We start from the raw sequence: 22,283 nt of genomic DNA, 5'->3' as shown, positions 1-22,283 counted from the left end.
CACTTAACTGCATTTACACCTTGGAAATCGAGGAAGCCTCATGGACTGGAAACCCCACATCACCGTCGCCACCATCGTCGAGGACAATGGCCGCTTCCTGATGGTCGAAGAACTCAAGCACGACCGTATCGTACTCAATCAACCCGCAGGCCACCTCGACCCGAATGAAACGCTGATCGAAGCCGCGGTACGCGAAACCCTCGAAGAAACCGGCTGGGACGTTGAAGCCACCGGTGTAGTCGGCATTTACCTGTACACCGCCCCGAGCAACGGCGTGACTTACCAGCGTGTCTGCTTCACGGCAAAACCGCTCAAACACCACCCGGATTATCAGCTGGATGACGGCATCGTCGGCGCCAAGTGGCTGACGCGTGACGAATTGCTGGAACAGCGCGCAAACTGGCGCAGTGAGCTGATCATCCGCTGTATCGATGATTATCTGGACGGCAATCACTTCGGTCTCGAACTGATCCGCCCTTCTCTTTAGCCTTGCGGGCTCCAGCCTGCTAGAATCGCGTCCTTTTTCAAGACACTCATTGAATCCCTATGCGTGATCCAGCCCCTTCTGACACACAAAAGAAGCGCGTCATTGTCGGCATGTCCGGCGGCGTGGACTCTTCCGTTTCCGCTCTCCTGTTGATCGAGCAGGGCTATGAGGTGGAAGGCCTGTTCATGAAGAACTGGGAAGAAGACGATGGAACGGAATACTGCACCGCCATGGACGACCTGGCGGATGCGCAGGCTGTGTGCGACAAAATCGGTATCAAGCTGCACACCGCCAACTTCGCCGCCGAGTACTGGGACAACGTGTTCGAGCACTTCCTGGCCGAATACAAGGCCGGTCGCACGCCGAACCCGGACATCCTGTGCAACCGCGAGATCAAGTTCAAGGCGTTCCTCGACTACGCCATGGTGCTCGGCGCCGACCTGATCGCCACCGGCCACTACGTGCGCCGCCGCGATATCGACGGTCGCACCGAACTGCTCAAGGGCCTGGACGCGAACAAGGACCAGAGCTACTTCCTGCACGCCGTCGGCGGCGAACAGATCGCCAAGACCCTGTTCCCGGTCGGCGAGCTGGAAAAGCCTGAAGTCCGTGCGATTGCCGAGAAATACGAACTGGCGACCGCTAAGAAAAAGGACTCCACCGGTATCTGCTTTATCGGCGAACGTCGTTTCAGCGACTTCCTCAAGCAATACCTGCCAGCGCAGCCCGGCGAGATCAAGACCACCGAAGGCGAAGTGATCGGCCGTCACCACGGCTTGATGTACCACACCATCGGTCAGCGTCAGGGCCTGGGCATCGGCGGTTTGAAAGACGCCAGTGACGAGCCGTGGTACGTGCTGATCAAGGACCTGGAACACAACGAACTGATCGTTGGCCAGGGCAATGACCACCCGTACCTGTTCTCCCGCGCCCTGCTCGCTTCGGACATCTATTGGGTCAACCCGATTGATCTGACCGAGCCGCGCAAGTTGACCGCCAAGGTCCGCTATCGCCAAAGCGACCAGCCCTGCACGCTGGAGAAAACCGCTACCGGCTACCGCGCGACCTTCGATGACCCGCAGCGCGCGGTCACCCCAGGGCAATCCGTGGTGTTTTACGACGGTGAAATCTGCCTGGGTGGCGGCGTTATCGAAATTGCCGAGCCGTGGACCAGCAAAGGCCAGCCACAATGAGCCCGACTCAGGAGCAACTGACGGCGCTGGGCGGCGTGTTTCTCGCTGCCGTCCTCGTCGACAAGATTGCCAAGACCGGCCAGACCACCGAAGCCGGCCTGACCTGCATGCTCGGCAGCCTGCTGATTCGCGACCCCAAGGACACGCTGGAAGTCTACGGCGGTGACGACCTCAATCTGCGCGAAGGTTATCGCGCGCTGGTGGGCGCACTTGAACGCGACCCGAGCGCCCTTCAACGCGAACCTTTGCGTTACGCCCTGGCGATGCTCGGCCTGGAGCGTCAACTGGCCAAGCGTGGCGACATGCTGGACGTGATCGGCAAGCGCTTGCCGCAGATTCAATCCCAGGTCGAACACTTCGGCCCGGCCCACGAAAACGTGATCGCCGCGTGTGGCGCACTGTACCAGGACACCCTGAGCACGCTGCGCCAACGGATTCAGGTCCACGGCGACATGCGCAACCTGCAACAGCCAAGCAATGCCTCGAAAATCCGCGCCCTGTTGCTGGCCGGAATTCGCTCGGCGCGCCTGTGGCGGCAGTTGGGCGGTCATCGCTGGCAGCTGGTGATCAGCCGACGCAAATTGTTGAAAGAGCTTTACCCCTTGATGCGTAACGAATAAGTCGCGCAGACAAGTTTTACTCCGCATTACGCGTAATACGCCGGTCAGTTGGCAACGGACCGACGGATTTTTTCATGTATGATACGCGCCCCATTTCGTTGCCCGACTGTCCGAGAACACCCCATGCAGCTTTCTTCGCTCACTGCGGTTTCCCCTGTTGACGGCCGCTACGCCGGCAAAACCCAGGCCCTGCGCCCGATTTTCAGTGAATACGGCCTGATCCGTGCTCGCGTTCTGGTTGAAGTGCGTTGGCTCCAGCGCCTGGCCGCTCACCCTGGTATCAGCGAAGTGCCGGCGTTCTCCGCCGAAGCCAACGCTGTGCTGAACACCCTGGCGGAAAACTTCGCTCTGGAGCACGCCGAGCGTGTCAAAGAGATCGAGCGCACCACCAACCACGACGTCAAAGCCATCGAATACCTGCTCAAAGAGCAAGCGGCCAAGCTGCCAGAACTGGCTGCCGTCAGCGAGTTCATCCACTTTGCCTGCACCAGCGAGGACATCAACAACCTGTCCCACGCCCTGATGCTGCGCGAAGGCCGTGATGACGTGATGTTGCCGCTGATGCGCCAAACCGCCGAAGCCATCCGCGAACTGGCCATCCGTTTTGCCGACGTACCCATGCTGTCGCGTACCCACGGTCAACCGGCTTCGCCGACTACCCTGGGCAAAGAGCTGGCGAACGTGGTTTACCGTCTGGAGCGTCAAATCGCTCAGGTCGCTGCCGTGCCGCTGCTGGGCAAGATCAACGGCGCTGTCGGCAACTACAACGCTCACCTGTCGGCCTACCCTGAGATCGACTGGGAAGAAAACGCCCGCGCCTTTATCGAAGACGAGCTGGGCCTGGGTTTCAACCCGTACACCACCCAGATCGAACCGCACGACTACATCGCCGAGCTGTTCGACGCGATTGCGCGCTTCAACACCATTCTGATCGACTTCGACCGTGACATCTGGGGCTACATCTCCCTGGGTTATTTCAAACAGCGCACCATCGCTGGCGAAATCGGTTCGTCGACCATGCCGCACAAGGTCAACCCGATCGACTTCGAAAACTCCGAAGGCAACCTGGGCATCGCCAACGCACTGTTCCAGCATTTGGCGAGCAAACTGCCAATCTCCCGCTGGCAGCGTGACCTGACCGACTCCACCGTGCTGCGCAACCTCGGTGTCGGCTTCGCCCACAGTGTGATCGCGTACGAAGCCAGCCTCAAAGGCATCAGCAAGCTTGAGCTGAACGCTCAAAAGATCGCTGCTGACCTGGACGCTTGCTGGGAAGTGCTGGCCGAGCCAATCCAGACCGTGATGCGCCGCTACAACATCGAAAACCCGTACGAAAAGCTGAAAGAACTGACCCGCGGCAAAGGCATCAGCCCAGAAGCGCTGCAGACTTTCATCGACGGCCTGGACATGCCAGCCGCCGCCAAGGCCGAGCTGAAATTGCTCACCCCGGCGAACTACATCGGCAACGCTGTAGAGCAAGCCAAACGTATCTGATTGACCGCTGGACCTGCTTGAGACGCCCGGCCGCGCCGGGCGTTTTTATTCCTGTCTAAAAAGTAGTTTTTTTCAATAGGTTACACATGAATCCTGACATTCCTCTTCAACTTCTGGGCGGCATCACGGCACGCGAATTCCTGCGCGACTACTGGCAGAAAAAACCGCTGCTGATCCGCCAAGCGATTCCTGATTTCGAAAGCCCGATCGACGCCGACGAACTGGCCGGCCTGGCGCTGGAAGAAGAAGTCGAATCGCGTCTGGTGATCGAGAACGGCGAGCGCCCATGGGAGTTGCGCCGCGGCCCGTTTGCCGAAGACGAATTCAGCAAACTGCCGGAACGTGACTGGACCCTGCTGGTTCAAGCGGTCGATCAGTTTGTGCCGGAAGTCAGCGAACTGCTGGAAAACTTCCGCTTTCTGCCGAGCTGGCGCGTAGACGATGTGATGATCAGCTTCGCCGCCCCTGGTGGCAGCGTCGGCCCGCACTTCGACAACTACGACGTGTTCCTGCTGCAAGGCCACGGCAAGCGCAACTGGAAAATCGGCCAGATGTGCGATGCCGAGAGCAAGCTGCTGCCCCACGCAGACCTGCGCATCCTCGCTGAATTCGAAGCCACCGAAGAGTGGGTTCTGGAACCGGGCGACATGCTGTACTTGCCACCACGCCTGGCTCACTGCGGCGTCGCGGTCGATGACTGCATGACGTACTCGGTGGGCTTCCGTGCGCCGAGCGCCGCTGAAGTGCTGACCCACTTCACTGACTTCCTCAGCCAGTTCCTGACGGACGAAGAGCGTTACACCGACGCCGACGCCCTGCCTGCGGTCGATCCACACCAGATCCAGCACGACGCCCTTGATCGCCTGAAAAGCCTGCTGGCCGAGCACATGAGCGACGAGCGCCTGCTGCTGACCTGGTTTGGCCAGTACATGACCGAACCGCGCTACCCGGAACTGGTGGTTGGCCCGGAAGAGATCGAGGAAGACGACCTGCTCGCCAGCCTTGAGCAAGGCGCCGTTCTGATCCGCAACCCAAGCGCCCGCCTCGCCTGGTCCGAAGTCGATGACGACCTGCTGCTGTTCGCCAGCGGCCAGAGCCGTTACCTGCCGGGCAAGTTGCGCGAACTGCTGAAAATGATTTGCGCCGCTGACGCGCTGCACATCGACAACCTCGGCGAATGGCTGATTGACGAAGACGGTCGTGGCCTGATCTGCGAATTGATCAAGCAAGGCAGCCTGGGGTTTGCTGATGAATAAAATTCACGTACGTGTCGCAGACTGGCAGAAGGACATCGCCGAGATCCGGCGCATTCGTGAGACGGTATTCATCGCCGAGCAATCCGTTCCACCTGAGCTGGAATGGGATGCCGATGACGCCACCGCGGTGCATTTCCTGGCCTTCGAAGGCGACTTCCCGATTGGCACCGCTCGCCTGCTGCCCGATGGTCACATCGGCCGGGTTTCGGTGCTCAAGGACTGGCGTGGCCTGAAGGTCGGCGATGCACTGATGCATGCAGTGATTGGTGAAGCGGAGAAACGCGGGCTGAAGCAGCAACAGCTCAGCGCGCAAGTGCAGGCCACGGCGTTCTATGAGCGCCTGGGTTTTCACATCCTCAGCGAGGAGTTCCTGGAAGCCGGGATTCCGCATGTGGACATGGTGCGTCACTCGGCTTGATACCGAGGCACCCCCATCGCGAGCTCGGCTCCTACAGGATCTCTGCAGGAGCCGAGCTCGCTCGCGATGAGGCCCGCAAGAACACCACAAAACGCCCCGCCATTTTCGGATGCCGGGGCGTTTTGCTGTCTACGATTCAACTTGCACCCCGCCGGGCCGACAAACTGGCACTATCAAGGCATTAGAAGTCGGAGATAACGGATATGTCCCTACGCACCCTGCTCACCACCCTGTTGCTGACCTGCAGTTTTTCAGCCATGGCTGCCACCGAGATCGTGCCCCTCAAGTTTCGCACCAGCGCCGACATGCTGCCCATGGCGCAGGATTTCATTGGCAAGGAAGGCCAGGTCAGCGCCTATGGCAATCAGCTGATCGTCAACGCAGATCAACGCAAGATCGACGAACTTAAAGCCCTGATCAGCCAACTCGACGTCGCCGCCAAGCGCTTGCTGATTACCGTCGACACCAATGAAAACAACTTTCAAGGCGATCAGGGCGCCTCGGTCAACGGTGCCAAGCCAAGCCAGACCCGAATCATCAATTACAGCACCGACAGCCGTGACGGTGGCATCCAGCAGATTCAGGCCAGCGAAGGCACCCCCGCCCTGATTCAGGTCGGCCAAAGCGTGCCACTCACCAGCTCACAGACCGATTCCTACGGTGATCTGCGCAGCCAAACCGAATACCGCAACGTCACTCAAGGTTTCTACGTCACCGCCAGCGTCACCGGCGACATCGTTCACTTGGCGATCAGTACCAACCGTGACCGCATGAGCCAGGAACGTCCCGATGTAGTGAACGTGCAAAGTACCGACACAACTGTCACGGGCCGCCTCGGCGAATGGATCCTGCTGGCCGGCGTCAATCGCCAGACCCAAGCCGACAAACAGGGCACGAGCCGCAACTACGCTACTCAGGGCCGGGATGACATGACCCTGCGGGTGAAAGTCGATACTTTGGACTAAACCACCGAAAACTGACTGATTAGTCGTATTAGACCAAAGATGTAGTGCCTGAAAAAAAGCACTACAAAACGTTTGACGATCGAAAAAAGCAAAGGCATGATGGCCTCGCTCCCGCTAATCAGGGGCCCTGGCAAGGGCCTTCGAAGCGATGCTCGCACCTACCCCGCGAGCCGCTTCGTGTCTGTACCGCCCACAAGGTGTGTTTGACGAGGTTGCCGACTGGAACGAAGTTGTCCCGAGGGACGGAAGCGTAATTAGGTAACCCGGCTTCACACTGATGTTTGCACCAAGGCCCACGATGCCCCAATGCGTTCGCCAGTTTGCCCTTACCTGCTCACTTCCCCTCGAGCCCATCGTTCATCCTGTCGACACCCCCGCCAAATCCGACTTGACCACCTAGCTTCTGGTCAGCGAGCGCATGAATTTTCCACCGCAGAACAACTTTCCGTAAAAGACGCGACGAGGTTTATCTCCATGGCACTGACACGCGAACAGCAAATTGCAGCCCTCGAAAAAGACTGGGCTGAAAACCCACGCTGGAAAGGCGTGACTCGCGCTTACTCCGCTGCTGACGTCGTCCGCCTGCGTGGCTCGGTTCAACCTGAGCACACCTTTGCAAAAATGGGCGCCGAAAAGCTGTGGAACCTGGTCACCCAGGGCGCCAAGCCATCCTTCCGTCCCGAGAAAGATTTCGTCAACTGCATGGGCGCCCTGACTGGCGGCCAGGCTGTACAGCAAGTTAAAGCCGGTATCCAGGCGATCTACCTGTCGGGCTGGCAAGTTGCTGCGGACAACAACTCCGCCGAATCGATGTACCCGGACCAGTCGCTGTACCCGGTGGATTCCGTTCCAACCGTGGTCAAGCGCATCAACAACTCGTTCCGTCGTGCTGACCAGATCCAGTGGAAAGCCGGCAAAGGCCCGGGCGACGAAGGCTATATCGACTACTTCGCTCCAATCGTGGCTGACGCTGAAGCCGGTTTCGGCGGCGTACTGAACGCTTACGAGCTGATGAAGAGCATGATCGAAGCAGGCGCCGCTGGCGTTCACTTCGAAGACCAACTGGCTTCCGTGAAAAAATGCGGCCACATGGGCGGCAAGGTACTGGTTCCTACCCAGGAAGCTGTACAGAAGCTGACCGCTGCCCGTCTGGCAGCTGACGTTGCCGGTACGCCGACCATCATCCTGGCCCGTACCGACGCTAACGCTGCTGACCTGCTGACTTCCGACTGCGACCCGTACGACCAGCCATTCGTGACTGGCGAACGTACCCAGGAAGGCTTCTACAAAGTGCGCGCCGGTCTGGACCAGGCCATCGCTCGCGGCCTGGCTTACGCGCCGTACGCCGACCTGATCTGGTGCGAAACCGCCAAGCCGGACCTGGACGAGGCTCGTCGCTTCGCTGAAGCGATCAAAAAGGAATACCCGGACCAACTGCTGTCGTACAACTGCTCGCCTTCCTTCAACTGGAAGAAAAACCTGGACGACGCGACCATCGCCAAGTTCCAGCGCGAACTGTCCGCCATGGGTTACAAGCACCAGTTCATCACCCTGGCCGGCATTCACAACATGTGGCACAGCATGTTCAACCTGGCGCACGACTACGCCCGCAACGACATGACTGCCTACGTGAAACTGCAAGAGCAAGAGTTCGCTGACGCCGCCAAGGGTTACACCTTCGTGGCTCACCAGCAGGAAGTGGGCACCGGCTACTTCGACGACATGACCACTGTGATTCAAGGTGGCACGTCTTCGGTAACCGCACTGACCGGTTCGACTGAAGAAGAACAGTTCCACTGATCTGCTTCGCCTGAACGATCGGCCGCTGCGGACCGACTAGAAAGCTAACCGCAACGCCGCACATCTGACGCCCCGACTGGTTCGGGGCGTTTTTTTGCCCGCGATTTAATGAACACCGCCAAATCCTGTGAGAGCCGGGCTTGCCCGGCTCTCACAGGGATGGTGGCGCCCGAAGAAAACATTGATCCAGAGCGGTATCGCCGTCAGAAAAATCCGCTAAAAAGGTCGCCTTCACTACTTGCTGTAGCGCATATAAAAGGCAACTTCCCGGCCCCAACCCGGATAACCAGATTAAAAACCACCGCAAACAATATTGATTATCATTCAGGTGCAACTATGTTCGTTACATTCCCTACAAAACAATATTGATGAAAACCCGGCTAATGCCCGCAACGCATGGGCTGGGGGACTTTGGAGGTGCGCTATGTCCTTATTCCTGTAAATAATTTCGCTATAGGAATTTTACTTGCTGAGTGTTGTGCCATAAAATCAGCGGGATTGATTGCTGCGACATATCGTCACTGCTTTGTTTCTTTTCAAGCTCAGAGACCTTTGCTCTCTGTTAAGGATTACCAGCATGCCCGAAGCGACAGGACTCATGGCCCACAACTGGGGCTTTGCCATTTTCCTTCTGGGCGTTGTCGGCCTCTGCGCCTTCATGCTCGGCGTCTCCAGCCTCCTCGGGTCAAAAGCCTGGGGCCGCAGCAAAAACGAACCGTTCGAATCCGGCATGCTGCCTACAGGTGGCGCCCGTCTGCGGCTCTCAGCCAAATTCTATCTGGTCGCGATGCTCTTCGTGATCTTCGATATCGAAGCCCTCTTTCTCTTTGCATGGTCTGTGTCCGTCCGCGAAAGCGGCTGGACCGGATTCGTCGAAGCTCTCGTTTTCATAGCAATTCTGTTGGCAGGCCTTGTCTACCTATTCCGAGTGGGCGCCCTTGACTGGGCTCCGGAAGCTCGTCGTAAGCGGCAAGCGAAGCTGAAACAATGAGGCTTTGGCAATGCAATACAATCTCACCAGGATCGACCCCGATGCTCCTAACGAGCAGTATCCGATTGGCGAACGGGAAACCGTTTCCGATCCGTTAGAAGATCAAGTCCACAAAAACATCTTCATGGGCAAGCTCGAAGACGTGCTTAACGGCACGATCAACTGGGGGCGCAAGAACTCCCTGTGGCCGTATAACTTCGGTCTTTCGTGCTGCTACGTGGAAATGACCACCGCCTTCACGGCGCCCCACGACATCGCGCGCTTTGGCGCCGAGGTTATCCGGGCATCGCCGCGCCAGGCGGATTTCATGGTTATCGCCGGTACCTGCTTCATCAAGATGGCGCCGATCATTCAGCGTCTCTACGAGCAAATGCTCGAACCTAAATGGGTTATCTCCATGGGTTCGTGCGCCAACTCCGGTGGCATGTACGACATCTACTCTGTCGTTCAAGGGGTGGACAAGTTCCTGCCCGTGGACGTCTACGTGCCTGGCTGCCCGCCCCGTCCTGAAGCGTTCCTGCAAGGCTTGATGCTCTTGCAAGAGTCGATTGGACAGGAGCGTCGTCCGCTTTCCTGGGTCGTTGGGGATCAAGGCGTCTACCGCGCCGAGATGCCTTCCGAGAAGGAAAAGCGCCGCGAACAGCGAATCGCAGTCACCAACCTGCGCAGCCCCGACGAAGTCTGATCCAGATCTGCTTCTTTAATAGAACGCGACACTGGCTTCATTCTTTACGTTGACCGAAAGCGATAAATAACCATGACTACAGGCAGTGCTCTGTACATCCCGCCTTATAAGGCAGACGACCAGGATGTGGTCGTCGAACTGAACAACCGTTTTGGCGCGGACGCGTTCACCGCCCAGCCTACCCGCACCGGCATGCCGGTGCTGTGGGTTGCGCGCGCCAAACTCGTCGAAGTCCTGACCTTCCTGCGTAACCTGCCCAAGCCGTACGTCATGCTCTATGACCTGCACGGCGTGGACGAGCGTCTGCGCACCAAGCGTCAAGGACTGCCAAGCGGCGCCGACTTCACTGTGTTCTATCACTTGATGTCGATCGAACGTAATAGTGACGTGATGATCAAGGTCGCCTTGTCCGAGAGCGACCTCAACGTGCCGACCGTGACCGGTCTGTGGCCGAACGCCAACTGGTACGAGCGTGAAGTGTGGGACATGTACGGCATCAACTTTGCCGGTCACCCGCACCTGACCCGCATCATGATGCCGCCGACCTGGGAAGGTCACCCGCTGCGCAAGGACTTCCCGGCCCGTGCCACCGAGTTCGATCCGTTCACCCTGAACCTGGCCAAGCAACAGCTTGAGGAAGAAGCCGCGCGCTTCAAGCCTGAAGACTGGGGCATGAAGCGTTCCGGTGCGAACGAGGACTACATGTTCCTCAACCTCGGCCCCAACCACCCTTCCGCGCACGGTGCGTTCCGCATCATCCTGCAGCTGGACGGTGAAGAAATCGTCGACTGCGTACCAGACGTTGGCTACCACCACCGTGGTGCCGAGAAGATGGCTGAACGTCAGTCCTGGCACAGTTTCATCCCGTACACCGACCGTATCGACTACCTCGGCGGCGTGATGAACAACCTGCCGTACGTGCTCTCGGTCGAGAAGCTGGCCGGCATCAAAGTGCCTGAGAAGGTCGACGTCATCCGCATCATGATGGCCGAGTTCTTCCGGATCACCAGCCACCTGCTGTTCCTGGGGACCTACATCCAGGACGTCGGCGCCATGACCCCGGTGTTCTTCACGTTCACCGACCGTCAAAAGGCGTACACGGTGATCGAAGCCATTACCGGTTTCCGTCTGCACCCGGCCTGGTACCGCATCGGTGGCGTCGCCCACGACCTGCCGCGCGGCTGGGAAAAACTGGTGAAAGACTTCGTCGAGTGGATGCCAAAGCGTCTGGACGAATACCAGAAAGCCGCCCTGGACAACAGCATCCTGCGTGGCCGGACCATCGGCGTCGCCGCCTATAACACCAAAGAGGCCCTGGAATGGGGCGTCACCGGTGCCGGCCTGCGTTCGACCGGTTGCGACTTTGACCTGCGTAAGGCACGTCCATACTCCGGTTACGAAAACTTCGAATTCGAAGTGCCGCTGGCCGCCAATGGCGATGCCTACGATCGTTGCATCGTGCGCGTCGAAGAAATGCGCCAGAGCATCAAGATCATCGAGCAGTGCATGCGCAACATGCCGGAAGGCCCGTACAAGGCGGATCACCCGCTGACCACGCCGCCGCCGAAAGAGCGCACGCTGCAGCACATCGAGACCCTGATCACGCACTTCCTGCAAGTTTCGTGGGGCCCGGTCATGCCGGCCAACGAATCCTTCCAGATGATCGAAGCGACCAAGGGCATCAACAGTTATTACCTGACGAGCGATGGCGGCACCATGAGCTACCGCACCCGGATTCGTACCCCAAGCTTCCCGCACCTGCAGCAGATCCCTTCGGTGATCAAAGGCAGCATGGTCGCGGACTTGATTGCGTACCTGGGTAGTATCGATTTCGTTATGGCCGACGTGGACCGCTAAGCATGAATAGCACGCTTATCCAGACAGACCGTTTCACCTTGAGTGAAACCGAGCGCTCGGCCATCGAGCACGAGTTGCATCACTACGAAGACCCGCGCGCGGCGTCGATCGAAGCCTTGAAGATCGTCCAGAAGGAACGTGGCTGGGTGCCGGATGGCGCTCTGTACGCCATCGGCGAGATCCTCGGCATCCCGGCGAGCGACGTTGAAGGCGTGGCTACTTTCTATAGCCAGATCTTCCGTCAGCCCGTGGGCCGTCACATCATTCGCGTTTGCGACAGCATGGTCTGCTACATCGGTGGTCACGAATCCGTGGTCAGCGAAATCCAGAGCAAGCTGGGCATCGGCCTGGGTCAGACCACCGCCGACGGTCGTTTCACCCTGCTGCCGGTCTGCTGCCTCGGCAACTGCGACAAGGCGCCGGCGTTGATGATCGACGACGACACTTTCGGTGATGTGCAGCCTGCCGGCGTTGCCAAATTGCTCGAGGGCTACGTATGACCCTGACTTCCTTCGGTCCTGCCAACCGCATCAAGCGTTCGGCCGAGACTCACCCGCTGACCTGGCGTCTGCGTGACGACGGCGAAGCCGTGTGGCTCGACGAGTACCAGGCCAAGAACGGTTACGCCGCTGCGCGCAAGGCCTTCGCCGACATGGCTCAGGACGATATCGTCCAGACCGTGAAAGATTCCGGCTTGAAAGGTCGCGGCGGTGCAGGCTTCCCCACGGGCGTTAAGTGGGGCCTGATGCCCAAAGACGAATCCATCAACATCCGCTACCTGCTGTGCAACGCGGACGAGATGGAGCCGAACACCTGGAAAGACCGCATGCTGATGGAGCAACTGCCCCATCTGCTGATCGAAGGCATGCTGATCAGTGCTCGCGCGCTGAAAACCTACCGTGGCTACATCTTCCTGCGTGGCGAGTACACCACTGCCGCCAAGCACCTCAACCGTGCCGTGGAAGAAGCCAAGGCAGCCGGCCTTTTGGGCAAGAACATTCTGGGCAGCGGCTTCGATTTCGAGCTGTTCGTCCACACCGGCGCCGGGCGTTACATCTGCGGTGAAGAAACCGCACTGATCAACTCCCTCGAAGGCCGCCGCGCCAACCCGCGCTCCAAGCCGCCCTTCCCTGCCGCCGTTGGCGTGTGGGGCAAGCCGACCTGCGTGAACAACGTTGAAACCCTGTGCAACGTGCCGGCGATCATTGCCGACGGCGTGGACTGGTACAAATCGTTGTCCCGTGAAGGCAGTGAAGACATGGGCACCAAGCTCATGGGCTTCTCCGGCAAGGTCAAGAACCCGGGCCTGTGGGAACTGCCATTCGGCGTCACCGGTCGTGAGTTGTTCGAAGACTACGCCGGCGGCATGCGCGACGGCTTCAAGCTCAAGTGCTGGCAGCCTGGCGGCGCCGGTACCGGTTTCCTGTTGCCGGAACACCTGGACGCACAAATGTACGCCGGCGGCATCGCCAAGGTGGGCACCCGTATGGGTACCGGCCTGGCCATGGCGGTGGACGACAGCGTCAACATGGTGTCCCTGCTGCGCAACATGGAAGAGTTCTTCTCCCGTGAGTCGTGCGGTTTCTGCACCCCGTGCCGTGACGGTTTGCCGTGGAGCGTCAAGCTCCTGCGTGCGATCGAGAACGGTGAAGGGCAAGCCGGCGATATCGAGACCCTGCTGGGTCTGGTCGGTTTCCTCGGCCCTGGCAAGACCTTCTGTGCTCACGCACCGGGCGCCGTGGAGCCGTTGGGCAGCGCAATCAAATACTTCCGCCATGAGTTCGAAGCCGGCATCGCGCCCACCAGCGCCGTCGTCCCGCCTCTGGCAAGGCCGATCGTAGTCGGCGCGTAAACGCTTAAAAAGGCGAAGGGTCCGTGCCCTTCGCCTTCTCGTTCGATGACGCCTTTTATGGGCTGTTTGGATTCGAACGAATAACAAGATTCCATTAGCCACGCCCGCTGACACCGGGCCAACGAAGAACTTTGAACCATGGCCACTATCCACGTAGACGGCAAAGAGCTCGAAGTCGATGGGGCAGACAACCTGTTACAGGCATGTCTGTCGCTAGGCCTCGATATCCCTTATTTCTGCTGGCACCCAGCCCTTGGCAGCGTTGGCGCTTGCCGCCAGTGCGCGGTCAAGCAGTACACCGACGAGAACGACAAGCGTGGTCGTATCGTCATGTCGTGCATGACGCCGGCGACCGACGGCAGCTGGATCTCCATCGACGACGAAGAAGCGAAAGTGTTTCGCGCCAGCGTCGTTGAATGGCTGATGACCAACCACCCTCACGACTGCCCGGTCTGTGAAGAAGGCGGTCACTGCCACCTGCAAGACATGACGGTAATGACCGGCCACAACGAGCGCCGTTACCGCTTCACCAAGCGTACCCACCAGAACCAGCAACTGGGCCCGTTCATTTCCCACGAAATGAACCGCTGCATCGCTTGCTACCGCTGCGTGCGCTTCTATAAGGATTACGCCGGCGGCACCGACCTCGGTGTGTTCGGCGCCCATGACAACGTGTACTTCGGTCGCGTTGAAGACGGCACCCTCGAAAGCGAGTTCTCCGGCAACCTCACCGAGGTCTGCCCGACCGGTGTGTTCACCGACAAGACTCACTCCGAGCGCTACAACCGCAAGTGGGACATGCAGTTCTCGCCGAGCATCTGCCATGGCTGCTCCAGCGGTTGCAACATCTCCCCGGGCGAGCGCTACGGTGAACTGCGTCGTATCGAAAACCGTTTCAACGGTTCGGTCAACCAGTACTTCCTGTGCGACCGTGGCCGTTTCGGCTATGGCTACGTCAACCGCGAAGACCGTCCGCGTCAGCCTCTGCTGGCCAACGGCGCCAAGCTGAGCCTCGACGAAGCGCTGGACAAAGCCGCAGACCTGCTGCGCGGTCGCAACATCGTCGGTATCGGTTCGCCGCGTGCCAGCCTTGAAAGCAACTACGCGTTGCGCGAACTGGTCGGCGCCGAGCACTTCTACTCCGGTATCGAAGCGGCCGAGCTGGAGCGCATTCGTCTGGTCATGCAGGTGCTCAAAGACAGCCCGCTGCCGATCCCGAACATGCGCGACATCGAAGACCATGACGCGATTTTCGTCCTCGGCGAAGACCTGACCCAGACTGCAGCGCGTATGGCGTTGTCCCTGCGTCAATCGGTCAAAGGCAAAGCCGAAGACATGGCCGATGCCATGCGCGTTCAGCCTTGGCTCGACGCCGCCGTGAAGAACATCGGTCAGCACGCGCTGAACCCGCTGTTCATCGCCAGCCTGGCTGAAACCAAGCTCGACGACGTCGCCGAAGAATGCGTTCACGCAGCACCGGACGACCTGGCCCGCATCGGTTTCGCCGTGGCTCACGCCCTCGACGCCAGCGCTCCTGCCGTTGAAGGCCTGGACGCTGAAGCCCTCGAACTGGCCAAGCGCATCGCCGACGCCCTGCTCGCGGCCAAGCGCCCATTGATCATTGCCGGCACCTCGTTGGGTTCCAAGGCGCTGATCGAAGCGGCGGCAAACATCGCCAAGGCCTTGAAGCTGCGCGAGAAGAACGGTTCCATCAGCCTGATCGTGCCAGAGGCCAACAGCCTCGGCCTGGCCATGCTCGGTGGCGACTCGGTCGACGCCGCACTGCAAGCAGTCATCGACGGCAAGGCCGACGCCATCGTCGTGCTGGAAAACGATCTGTACACCCGTACCGACAAAGCCAAGGTTGATGCCGCCCTGACCACCGCGAAAGTGGTGATCGTTGCCGACCATCAAAAAACCGCCACCAGCGATCGCGCGCACCTGGTTCTGCCAGCCGCCAGCTTCGCTGAAGGCGACGGTACCCTGGTCAGCCAGGAAGGCCGCGCCCAGCGCTTCTTCCAGGTCTTTGATCCGAAGTACATGGACGCGAGCATCCTGGTTCACGAAGGCTGGCGCTGGCTGCATGCCCTGCGCGCGACCCTGCTGAACCAGCCGATCGACTGGACCCAGCTGGACCACGTCACCGCTGCCGTCGCCTCGAGCACGCCGCAACTGGCGCGCATCGTTGATGCCGCACCGTCCGCCGCGTTCCGCATCAAGGGCATGAAACTGGCCCGCGAACCGCTGCGTTATTCCGGTCGTACCGCCATGCGTGCTGACATCAGCGTGCACGAACCGCGTACCCCGCAAGACATCGACACCGCGTTCAACTTCTCGATGGAAGGTTACTCGGGCTCGGTCGAACCGCGTCAGCAAGTGCCATTCGCCTGGTCTCCGGGCTGGAACTCGCCGCAAGCCTGGAACAAGTTCCAGGACGAAGTCGGTGGTCACATCCGCGCTGGCGACCCGGGCACCCGCCTGATCGAAAGCACCGGTGACTCACTGAACTGGTTCGCCGCTGTGCCGCGTGCGTTCAATCCGGCTCCGGGCACCTGGCAGGTTGTGCCGTTCTTCCACCTGCTGGGCAGCGAAGAGACCTCGTCCAAAGCCGCGCCGGTTCAGGAACGCATCCCGGCCGCTTACGTTGCCTTGGCCAAGTCCGAAGCCGATCGCCTGGGTGTCAATGACGGTGCCATGCTCAGCTTGAACGTGGCTGGCCAGACCCTGCGTCTGCCACTGCGCATCAACGAAGAACTGGGTGCCGGTCTGGTTGCATTGCCTGCGGGCATCGCCGGCATTCCGCCAGCGATCTTTGGCAAATCCGTTGACGGTCTGCAGGAGGCAGCGCAATGACTTGGTTCACTCCTGAAGTGATCGACGTGATCATCGCAGTCATTCAGGCCATCGTGATTCTGCTCGCCGTAGTGGTGTGCGGCGCGCTGCTCAGCTGGGTCGAGCGTCGTTTGCTCGCCCTCTGGCAGGACCGTTACGGTCCGAACCGCGTCGGCCCGTTCGGCGCGTTCCAGATCGCGGCCGACATGATCAAGATGTTCTTCAAGGAAGACTGGACCCCGCCGTTCGCCGACAAGATGATCTTCACGTTGGCACCGGTCGTGGCCATGAGCGCCCTGCTGATTGCCTTCGCGATCATCCCGATCACCCCGACCTGGGGTGTGGCGGACCTGAACATCGGCATCCTGTTCTTCTTCGCCATGGCCGGTCTGTCGGTGTACGCGGTGTTGTTCGCCGGTTGGTCGAGTAACAACAAGTTCGCCCTGTTGGGCAGCTTGCGGGCTTCGGCACAAACCGTGTCGTACGAAGTGTTCATGGGCCTGTCGCTGATGGGCATCGTGATCCAGGTCGGCTCGTTCAATATGCGCGACATCGTTGATTACCAGGCCCAGCACCTGTGGTTCATCATTCCGCAGATCTTCGGCTTCCTGACCTTCTTCATCGCTGGCGTCGCCGTGACTCACCGTCACCCGTTCGACCAGCCGGAAGCGGAACAGGAACTGGCAGACGGTTACCACATTGAATACGCCGGCATGAAATGGGGCATGTTCTTCGTCGGTGAGTACATCGGCATCGTGCTGATTTCGGCGCTGCTGGTGACCTTGTTCTTCGGTGGCTGGCACGGTCCGTTCGATATCCTGCCGCAGATCCCGTTCATCTGGTTTGCACTGAAAACCGCGTTCTTCATCATGATCTTCATCCTGCTACGCGCTTCGATTCCGCGCCCACGGTATGACCAAGTGATGGATTTCAGCTGGAAGTTCTGCCTGCCGCTGACCCTCGTCAACATGCTGGTGACCGCTGCGATCGTGTTGCTCAACACGCCCGCCGTCGCGGCTCAGTGAGGATAGAGAATCATGAAGTACATATTTGACATCGTGCATGGCTTCTTCACCCAGCTTCGCAGCCTGGTGATGATCTTCGGCCACGCCTTCCGCAAGCGCGACACGCTGCAGTACCCGGAAGAAGCCGTGTACCTGCCGCCGCGCTACCGTGGCCGCATCGTCCTGACCCGCGACCCTGATGGCGAAGAGCGCTGTGTAGCCTGCAACCTGTGTGCCGTGGCGTGCCCGGTGGGTTGCATCTCGCTGCAGAAAGCTGAAACCGAAGACGGTCGCTGGTACCCGGACTTCTTCCGCATCAACTTCTCGCGCTGCATCTTTTGCGGCCTCTGCGAGGAAGCCTGCCCGACCACCGCAATCCAGCTGACACCGGATTTCGAGATGGCCGAGTTCAAACGTCAGGACCTGGTGTACGAGAAAGAAGATCTGCTGATCTCCGGCCCCGGCAAAAACCCTGATTACAACTTCTATCGTGTTGCAGGCATGGCGATTGCCGGGAAGCCGAAAGGCTCCGCGCAGAACGAAGCCCAGCCGATCAACGTGAAGAGCTTGCTGCCTTAAGGAAGAAAGATGGAATTCGCTTTCTATTTCGCATCGGGTATCGCTGTGGTGTCCACGCTTCGCGTGATCACCAACACCAACCCTGTGCACGCCCTGCTCTACCTGATCATTTCGCTGATCGCCGTGGCCATGACGTTCTTCGCCCTCGGCGCACCGTTTGCCGGTGTCCTGGAAGTGATCGCCTACGCTGGCGCCATCATGGTGCTGTTCGTGTTCGTGGTGATGATGCTGAACCTTGGCCCGGCCTCGGTTCAGCAAGAGCGCGTCTGGCTCAAGCCCGGTATCTGGCTCGGCCCGGTCGCCCTCGGCACCCTGCTGCTGGTTGAACTGCTGTACGTACTGTTCAGCCATTCCAGCGGCCAGGCCATCGGCCACACCACTGTAGACGCCAAGGCCGTGGGCATCAGCCTGTTCGGTCCGTACCTGCTGGTGGTTGAACTCGCCTCGATGCTGCTGCTCGCTGCAGCCGTCACGGCGTTCCACTTGGGCCGCAACGAAGCCAAGGAGCAATGACGATGCCTGCTATCCCTATGGAGCATGGTCTGGCGGTCGCCGGCATCCTGTTCTGCCTCGGTCTGGTCGGCCTGATGGTCCGCCGCAACATCCTTTTCGTGCTGATGAGCCTGGAGGTCATGATGAATGCCTCCGCACTGGCGTTCATCGTTGCCGGTAGCCGCTGGGCGCAGCCGGATGGACAGATCATGTTCATCCTGGTGATCAGCCTGGCAGCCGCCGAGGCCAGTATTGGCCTGGCGATTCTGTTGCAGCTGTATCGCCGCTTCCACACTCTCGATATCGACGCTGCCAGCGAGATGCGCGGATGAATCTTCTCTATCTGACTTTCGTATTCCCTCTCATAGGTTTCCTGCTGCTGGCGTTCTCACGCGGCCGCTTCTCGGAAAACCTGTCGGCGCTGATCGGCGTCGGTTCCATCGGTCTGTCGGCCATCGTCACGGCTTACGTGATCTGGCAATTCAACGTCGCCCCGCCTGAGGGCGGTCACTACACCCAGGTGTTGTGGCAGTGGATGGCGGTTGAAGGCTTTACGCCGAACTTCGCGCTGTACCTGGATGGCCTGTCGGTCACCATGCTCGGTGTGGTCGTCGGCGTCGGCTTCCTGATCCACCTGTTCGCGTCCTGGTACATGCGCGGTGAAGCCGGTTACTCGCGCTTCTTCGCCTACACCAACCTGTTTATCGCCAGCATGCTGTTCCTGGTCCTGGGCGATAACCTGTTGTTCCTGTACTTCGGCTGGGAAGGCGTGGGCCTGTGCTCGTACCTGTTGATCGGTTTCTACTACAGCAACCGCAACAACGGTAACGCGGCACTCAAAGCCTTTATCGTCACCCGCATCGGCGACGTGTTCATGGCCATCGGCCTGTTCATCCTGTTCCAACAGTTGGGCACGCTGAACATCCAGGAGTTGCTGGTCAAGGCACCTGAGCACTTCAAGGTCGGCGACTTCTGGATCGTTCTGGCGACCCTGATGCTGCTGGGCGGCGCTGTCGGTAAATCCGCGCAACTGCCGCTGCAAACCTGGCTGGCGGATGCGATGGCCGGTCCTACTCCGGTTTCGGCACTGATCCACGCCGCAACCATGGTGACCGCTGGTGTTTACCTGATCGCCCGTACCCACGGCCTGTTTGCGTTGGCGCCGGACATCCTGCACCTCGTCGGCATCGTCGGCGGCGTGACCCTGGTGCTCGCCGGTTTCGCGGCACTGGTGCAGACCGACATCAAACGTATCCTCGCCTACTCGACCATGAGCCAGATCGGCTACATGTTCCTGGCGCTGGGCGTTGGCGCATGGGAAGGCGCGATCTTCCACCTGATGACCCACGCCTTCTTCAAGGCGCTGCTGTTCCTTGCCTCCGGTGCGGTGATCGTTGCGTGCCACCACGAGCAGAACATCTTCAAGATGGGCGGCCTGTGGAAGAAACTGCCGCTGGCCTACACCAGCTTCATCGTCGGCGGCGCGGCACTGTCTGCCCTGCCACTGGTCACCGCCGGTTTCTACTCCAAGGATGAAATCCTCTGGGAAGCGTTCGCCAGCGGCAACCACGGTCTGCTGTACGCAGGTCTGGTCGGCGCATTCATGACCTCGCTGTACACCTTCCGCCTGATCTTCATCGCGTTCCACGGTGAAGCGAAGACCGAAGCGCATGCGGGTCACGGTATCGCTCACTGGCTGCCACTGTCGGTGCTGATCGTGCTGTCGACCTTCGTCGGCGCCATGATCGTTCCGCCGCTGCACGGTGTGCTGCCCGAAAGCGTCGGCCATGCCGGCGGCGAAGCCAAGCACAGCCTGGAAATCGCCTCGGGCGCTATCGCCCTGGCCGGTATCCTGCTGGCCGCGCTGCTGTTCCTCGGCAAGCGTCGTTTCGTCACTGCTATCGCCAACAGCGGCATCGGCCGCTTCCTTTCGGCCTGGTGGTTCGCTGCCTGGGGCTTCGACTGGATCTACGACAAACTGTTCGTCAAGCCATACCTTGCGATCAGCCACGTACTGCGCAGAGACCCGCTCGACCAGACCATCGGTCTGATCCCGCGTATGGCCAAAGGCGGCCACACCGCCCTGAGCCGTACCGAAACCGGTCAACTGCGTTGGTACGCAGCCTCGATGGCAGCCGGCTCCGTGCTGGTCATCGGCGCCATCGTGCTGGTAGCGGTCTGAATATGAACCTTGCGAACTTGCGAAAGGAATTGAGCCCGTCATGATTCTGCCTTGGCTAATCCTGATCCCCTTCATCGGCGGCCTGCTGTGCTGGATGGGTGAGCGCTTCGGCGCCACCCTCCCCCGCTGGATTGCGCTGTTGACCATGACCCTGGAACTCGCACTCGGCCTCTGGCTGTGGGCCCACGGTAACTATTCATTTGCTCCGGCGCCTGGCGCCGATCCGACCTGGGCGCTTGAGTTCAAGCACATCTGGATCCAGCGTTTCGGCATCAGCGTGCACCTGGCCCTCGACGGCCTGTCGCTGCTGATGATCCTGCTGACCGGTCTGCTGGGTATCCTCTCGGTCCTTTGCTCGTGGAAAGAGATTCAACGTCACGTTGGCTTCTTCCACCTGAACCTGATGTGGATCCTGGGCGGTGTCGTCGGCGTGTTCCTCGCCCTCGACCTGTTCATGTTCTTCTTCTTCTGGGAAATGATGCTGGTGCCGATGTACTTCCTCATCGCGCTCTGGGGTCACAGTTCTTCGGACGGCAAGAAAACCCGGATCTACGCGGCGACCAAGTTCTTCATCTTCACTCAGGCGTCCGGCCTGATCATGTTGGTGGCGATCCTGGGTCTGGTGCTGGTCAACTTCAACAACACCGGCGTGATTACCTTCAACTACGCCGACCTGTTGAAGACCAAGATGTCGATGACCACCGAGTACATCCTGATGCTCGGTTTCTTCATCGCCTTCGCGGTGAAGCTGCCGGTCGTACCGTTCCACTCGTGGTTGCCTGACGCTCACGCCCAGGCGCCAACCGCAGGTTCGGTCGACCTGGCCGGTATCTTGTTGAAGACGGCGGCTTACGGCCTGTTGCGTTTCGCCCTGCCGCTGTTCCCGAATGCCTCGGCCGAGTTCGCGCCGATTGCCATGACCCTGGGTCTGATCGGGATTTTCTACGGTGCGTTCCTGGCCTTCGCCCAGACCGACATCAAGCGTCTGATCGCCTACTCCTCCGTTTCCCACATGGGCTTCGTGTTGATCGGCATCTATTCCGGCAGCCAACTGGCGCTGCAGGGCGCGGTGATGCAGATGCTGGCACACGGTCTGTCGGCGGCGGCACTCTTTATCCTCAGCGGTCAGTTGTACGAGCGCACCCACACCCGCGACATGCGTGAAATGGGTGGCCTGTGGTCGAAGATTGCTTACCTGCCGGCCATCAGCCTGTTCTTCGCTGCGGCGTCCCTGGGCTTGCCGGGTACCGGTAACTTCGTCGGTGAGTTCCTGATCCTGATCGGCACCTTCGCCGCTGCGCCGTGGATCACCGCGATCGCAACGTCGGGCCTGGTGTTCGGTTCGGTCTACTCGCTGATCATGATCCACCGTGCCTACTTCGGCCCGTCCAAGTCGGACGCGGTGTTGCATGGCATGGATGGTCGCGAACTGATCATGGTGGTCGGTCTGGCGGCGCTGCTGATTTACATCGGCGTGTACCCGCAACCGTTCCTCGATACCTCTGCCGCGACGATGCATGGCGTGCAGCAGTGGCTCGGCTCCGCCTTCACTCAACTCGCTTCGGCCCGGTAAGAG

At 59.9% G+C, this 22,283-nt stretch carries 20 protein-coding genes; all 20 read left to right on the top strand.

What is annotated here, in order from left to right; all coding sequences use genetic code 11:
• Window positions 1-40 precede the first annotated feature (40 nt).
• The 20 genes from D882_RS0121415 (at window position 41) to nuoM (ending at window position 22,280) form a co-directional block, all read left to right on the top strand.
• A complete protein-coding gene (locus D882_RS0121415) occupies window positions 41-487 on the top strand; it encodes an NUDIX hydrolase (RefSeq protein WP_027925120.1) in 447 nt (148 codons plus the stop codon).
• A 59-nt stretch (window positions 488-546) separates the two neighbouring features.
• Window positions 547-1,680 (top strand): tRNA 2-thiouridine(34) synthase MnmA, encoded by a 1,134-nt coding sequence (gene mnmA / locus D882_RS0121410; protein WP_027925119.1) that lies wholly within the window; start codon window positions 547-549, stop codon window positions 1,678-1,680.
• Window positions 1,677-2,300: a high frequency lysogenization protein HflD gene (gene hflD, locus D882_RS0121405; RefSeq protein ID WP_027925118.1), complete on the top strand. Its 624-nt coding sequence runs from the start codon at window positions 1,677-1,679 to the stop codon at window positions 2,298-2,300. Before mnmA ends, hflD begins: the two co-directional genes overlap by 4 nt.
• Window positions 2,301-2,423: 123 nt before the next feature.
• A complete protein-coding gene (gene purB / locus D882_RS0121400) occupies window positions 2,424-3,794 on the top strand; it encodes an adenylosuccinate lyase (RefSeq protein ID WP_027925117.1) in 1,371 nt (456 codons plus the stop codon).
• Window positions 3,795-3,880: 86 nt separating this feature from the next.
• Window positions 3,881-5,050, top strand: a complete 1,170-nt coding sequence (locus tag D882_RS0121395; protein WP_027925116.1) for a cupin domain-containing protein — start codon at window positions 3,881-3,883, stop codon at window positions 5,048-5,050.
• Window positions 5,043-5,468: a GNAT family N-acetyltransferase gene (locus tag D882_RS0121390; protein ID WP_027925115.1), complete on the top strand. Its 426-nt coding sequence runs from the start codon at window positions 5,043-5,045 to the stop codon at window positions 5,466-5,468. Before D882_RS0121395 ends, D882_RS0121390 begins: the two co-directional genes overlap by 8 nt.
• 203 nt (window positions 5,469-5,671) lie before the next feature.
• On the top strand, window positions 5,672-6,433 hold the full coding sequence (locus tag D882_RS0121385) for a secretin N-terminal domain-containing protein (protein WP_027925114.1): 762 nt from the start codon (window positions 5,672-5,674) through the stop codon (window positions 6,431-6,433).
• Window positions 6,434-6,907: 474 nt separating this feature from the next.
• Complete coding sequence (gene aceA, locus D882_RS0121380) at window positions 6,908-8,233, top strand: isocitrate lyase (RefSeq protein ID WP_027925113.1); 1,326 nt, start codon at window positions 6,908-6,910, stop codon at window positions 8,231-8,233.
• Between the two features lie 577 nt (window positions 8,234-8,810).
• Window positions 8,811-9,224 (top strand): NADH-quinone oxidoreductase subunit A, encoded by a 414-nt coding sequence (locus tag D882_RS0121375; RefSeq protein ID WP_003223812.1) that lies wholly within the window; start codon window positions 8,811-8,813, stop codon window positions 9,222-9,224.
• 10 nt (window positions 9,225-9,234) lie between these two features.
• Window positions 9,235-9,909 carry an NADH-quinone oxidoreductase subunit B family protein gene (locus D882_RS0121370; RefSeq protein WP_007946424.1) on the top strand — a complete coding sequence of 225 codons (675 nt, stop codon included), beginning with the start codon at window positions 9,235-9,237 and terminating at the stop codon, window positions 9,907-9,909.
• A 72-nt stretch (window positions 9,910-9,981) separates the two neighbouring features.
• Window positions 9,982-11,766 (top strand): NADH-quinone oxidoreductase subunit C/D, encoded by a 1,785-nt coding sequence (gene nuoC, locus D882_RS0121365; RefSeq protein WP_027925112.1) that lies wholly within the window; start codon window positions 9,982-9,984, stop codon window positions 11,764-11,766.
• 2 nt (window positions 11,767-11,768) lie between these two features.
• Entirely contained in the window at window positions 11,769-12,266 is a 498-nt protein-coding gene (gene nuoE / locus D882_RS0121360; protein ID WP_008020715.1) for an NADH-quinone oxidoreductase subunit NuoE, read from the top strand.
• Entirely contained in the window at window positions 12,263-13,618 is a 1,356-nt protein-coding gene (nuoF, locus tag D882_RS0121355) for an NADH-quinone oxidoreductase subunit NuoF (RefSeq protein WP_027925111.1), read from the top strand. The genes nuoE and nuoF overlap by 4 nt, the downstream gene beginning before the upstream one ends.
• Before the next feature lie 138 nt (window positions 13,619-13,756).
• The gene (nuoG, locus tag D882_RS0121350; RefSeq protein ID WP_027925110.1) at window positions 13,757-16,471 is read left to right on the top strand and encodes an NADH-quinone oxidoreductase subunit NuoG; all 2,715 of its coding nucleotides are present in this window, start codon (window positions 13,757-13,759) and stop codon (window positions 16,469-16,471) included.
• Entirely contained in the window at window positions 16,468-17,475 is a 1,008-nt protein-coding gene (gene nuoH, locus D882_RS0121345; RefSeq protein WP_027925109.1) for an NADH-quinone oxidoreductase subunit NuoH, read from the top strand. The genes nuoG and nuoH overlap by 4 nt, the downstream gene beginning before the upstream one ends.
• A gap of 12 nt (window positions 17,476-17,487) precedes the next feature.
• Window positions 17,488-18,033 carry an NADH-quinone oxidoreductase subunit NuoI gene (gene nuoI / locus D882_RS0121340; RefSeq protein ID WP_007946418.1) on the top strand — a complete coding sequence of 182 codons (546 nt, stop codon included), beginning with the start codon at window positions 17,488-17,490 and terminating at the stop codon, window positions 18,031-18,033.
• A 9-nt stretch (window positions 18,034-18,042) separates the two neighbouring features.
• Entirely contained in the window at window positions 18,043-18,546 is a 504-nt protein-coding gene (gene nuoJ / locus D882_RS0121335; protein WP_027925107.1) for an NADH-quinone oxidoreductase subunit J, read from the top strand.
• 2 nt (window positions 18,547-18,548) lie between these two features.
• The gene (gene nuoK / locus D882_RS0121330; protein ID WP_007946416.1) at window positions 18,549-18,857 is read left to right on the top strand and encodes an NADH-quinone oxidoreductase subunit NuoK; all 309 of its coding nucleotides are present in this window, start codon (window positions 18,549-18,551) and stop codon (window positions 18,855-18,857) included.
• A complete protein-coding gene (gene nuoL, locus D882_RS0121325) occupies window positions 18,854-20,707 on the top strand; it encodes an NADH-quinone oxidoreductase subunit L (protein ID WP_027925106.1) in 1,854 nt (617 codons plus the stop codon). The genes nuoK and nuoL overlap by 4 nt, the downstream gene beginning before the upstream one ends.
• A 40-nt stretch (window positions 20,708-20,747) precedes the next feature.
• Window positions 20,748-22,280 carry an NADH-quinone oxidoreductase subunit M gene (gene nuoM / locus D882_RS0121320; protein ID WP_027925105.1) on the top strand — a complete coding sequence of 511 codons (1,533 nt, stop codon included), beginning with the start codon at window positions 20,748-20,750 and terminating at the stop codon, window positions 22,278-22,280.
• Window positions 22,281-22,283: the final 3 nt, after the last annotated feature.

This window comes from Pseudomonas sp. URMO17WK12:I12, from assembly GCF_000514395.1.
Classification (GTDB): Bacteria; Pseudomonadota; Gammaproteobacteria; order Pseudomonadales; family Pseudomonadaceae; genus Aquipseudomonas; species Aquipseudomonas mucoides.
This window is presented reverse-complemented; position numbering and strand designations above follow the sequence as displayed.

What these genes read in the sequence shown, in the direction of transcription:
- D882_RS0121395 (WP_027925116.1), top strand. Translation starts at nt 3,881, where the DNA reads ATGAATCCTGACATTCCTCTTCAACTTCTGGGCGGCATCACGGCACGC.
- nuoC (WP_027925112.1), top strand. Translation starts at nt 9,982, where the DNA reads ATGACTACAGGCAGTGCTCTGTACATCCCGCCTTATAAGGCAGACGAC.
- nuoI (WP_007946418.1), top strand. Translation starts at nt 17,488, where the DNA reads ATGAAGTACATATTTGACATCGTGCATGGCTTCTTCACCCAGCTTCGC.
- nuoM (WP_027925105.1), top strand. Translation starts at nt 20,748, where the DNA reads ATGATTCTGCCTTGGCTAATCCTGATCCCCTTCATCGGCGGCCTGCTG.
- D882_RS0121415 (WP_027925120.1), top strand. Translation starts at nt 41, where the DNA reads ATGGACTGGAAACCCCACATCACCGTCGCCACCATCGTCGAGGACAAT.
- D882_RS0121370 (WP_007946424.1), top strand. Translation starts at nt 9,235, where the DNA reads ATGCAATACAATCTCACCAGGATCGACCCCGATGCTCCTAACGAGCAG.
- nuoJ (WP_027925107.1), top strand. Translation starts at nt 18,043, where the DNA reads ATGGAATTCGCTTTCTATTTCGCATCGGGTATCGCTGTGGTGTCCACG.
- nuoH (WP_027925109.1), top strand. Translation starts at nt 16,468, where the DNA reads ATGACTTGGTTCACTCCTGAAGTGATCGACGTGATCATCGCAGTCATT.
- nuoL (WP_027925106.1), top strand. Translation starts at nt 18,854, where the DNA reads ATGAATCTTCTCTATCTGACTTTCGTATTCCCTCTCATAGGTTTCCTG.
- mnmA (WP_027925119.1), top strand. Translation starts at nt 547, where the DNA reads ATGCGTGATCCAGCCCCTTCTGACACACAAAAGAAGCGCGTCATTGTC.
- hflD (WP_027925118.1), top strand. Translation starts at nt 1,677, where the DNA reads ATGAGCCCGACTCAGGAGCAACTGACGGCGCTGGGCGGCGTGTTTCTC.
- nuoG (WP_027925110.1), top strand. Translation starts at nt 13,757, where the DNA reads ATGGCCACTATCCACGTAGACGGCAAAGAGCTCGAAGTCGATGGGGCA.
- D882_RS0121385 (WP_027925114.1), top strand. Translation starts at nt 5,672, where the DNA reads ATGTCCCTACGCACCCTGCTCACCACCCTGTTGCTGACCTGCAGTTTT.
- aceA (WP_027925113.1), top strand. Translation starts at nt 6,908, where the DNA reads ATGGCACTGACACGCGAACAGCAAATTGCAGCCCTCGAAAAAGACTGG.
- nuoK (WP_007946416.1), top strand. Translation starts at nt 18,549, where the DNA reads ATGCCTGCTATCCCTATGGAGCATGGTCTGGCGGTCGCCGGCATCCTG.
- purB (WP_027925117.1), top strand. Translation starts at nt 2,424, where the DNA reads ATGCAGCTTTCTTCGCTCACTGCGGTTTCCCCTGTTGACGGCCGCTAC.
- D882_RS0121375 (WP_003223812.1), top strand. Translation starts at nt 8,811, where the DNA reads ATGCCCGAAGCGACAGGACTCATGGCCCACAACTGGGGCTTTGCCATT.
- D882_RS0121390 (WP_027925115.1), top strand. Translation starts at nt 5,043, where the DNA reads ATGAATAAAATTCACGTACGTGTCGCAGACTGGCAGAAGGACATCGCC.
- nuoF (WP_027925111.1), top strand. Translation starts at nt 12,263, where the DNA reads ATGACCCTGACTTCCTTCGGTCCTGCCAACCGCATCAAGCGTTCGGCC.
- nuoE (WP_008020715.1), top strand. Translation starts at nt 11,769, where the DNA reads ATGAATAGCACGCTTATCCAGACAGACCGTTTCACCTTGAGTGAAACC.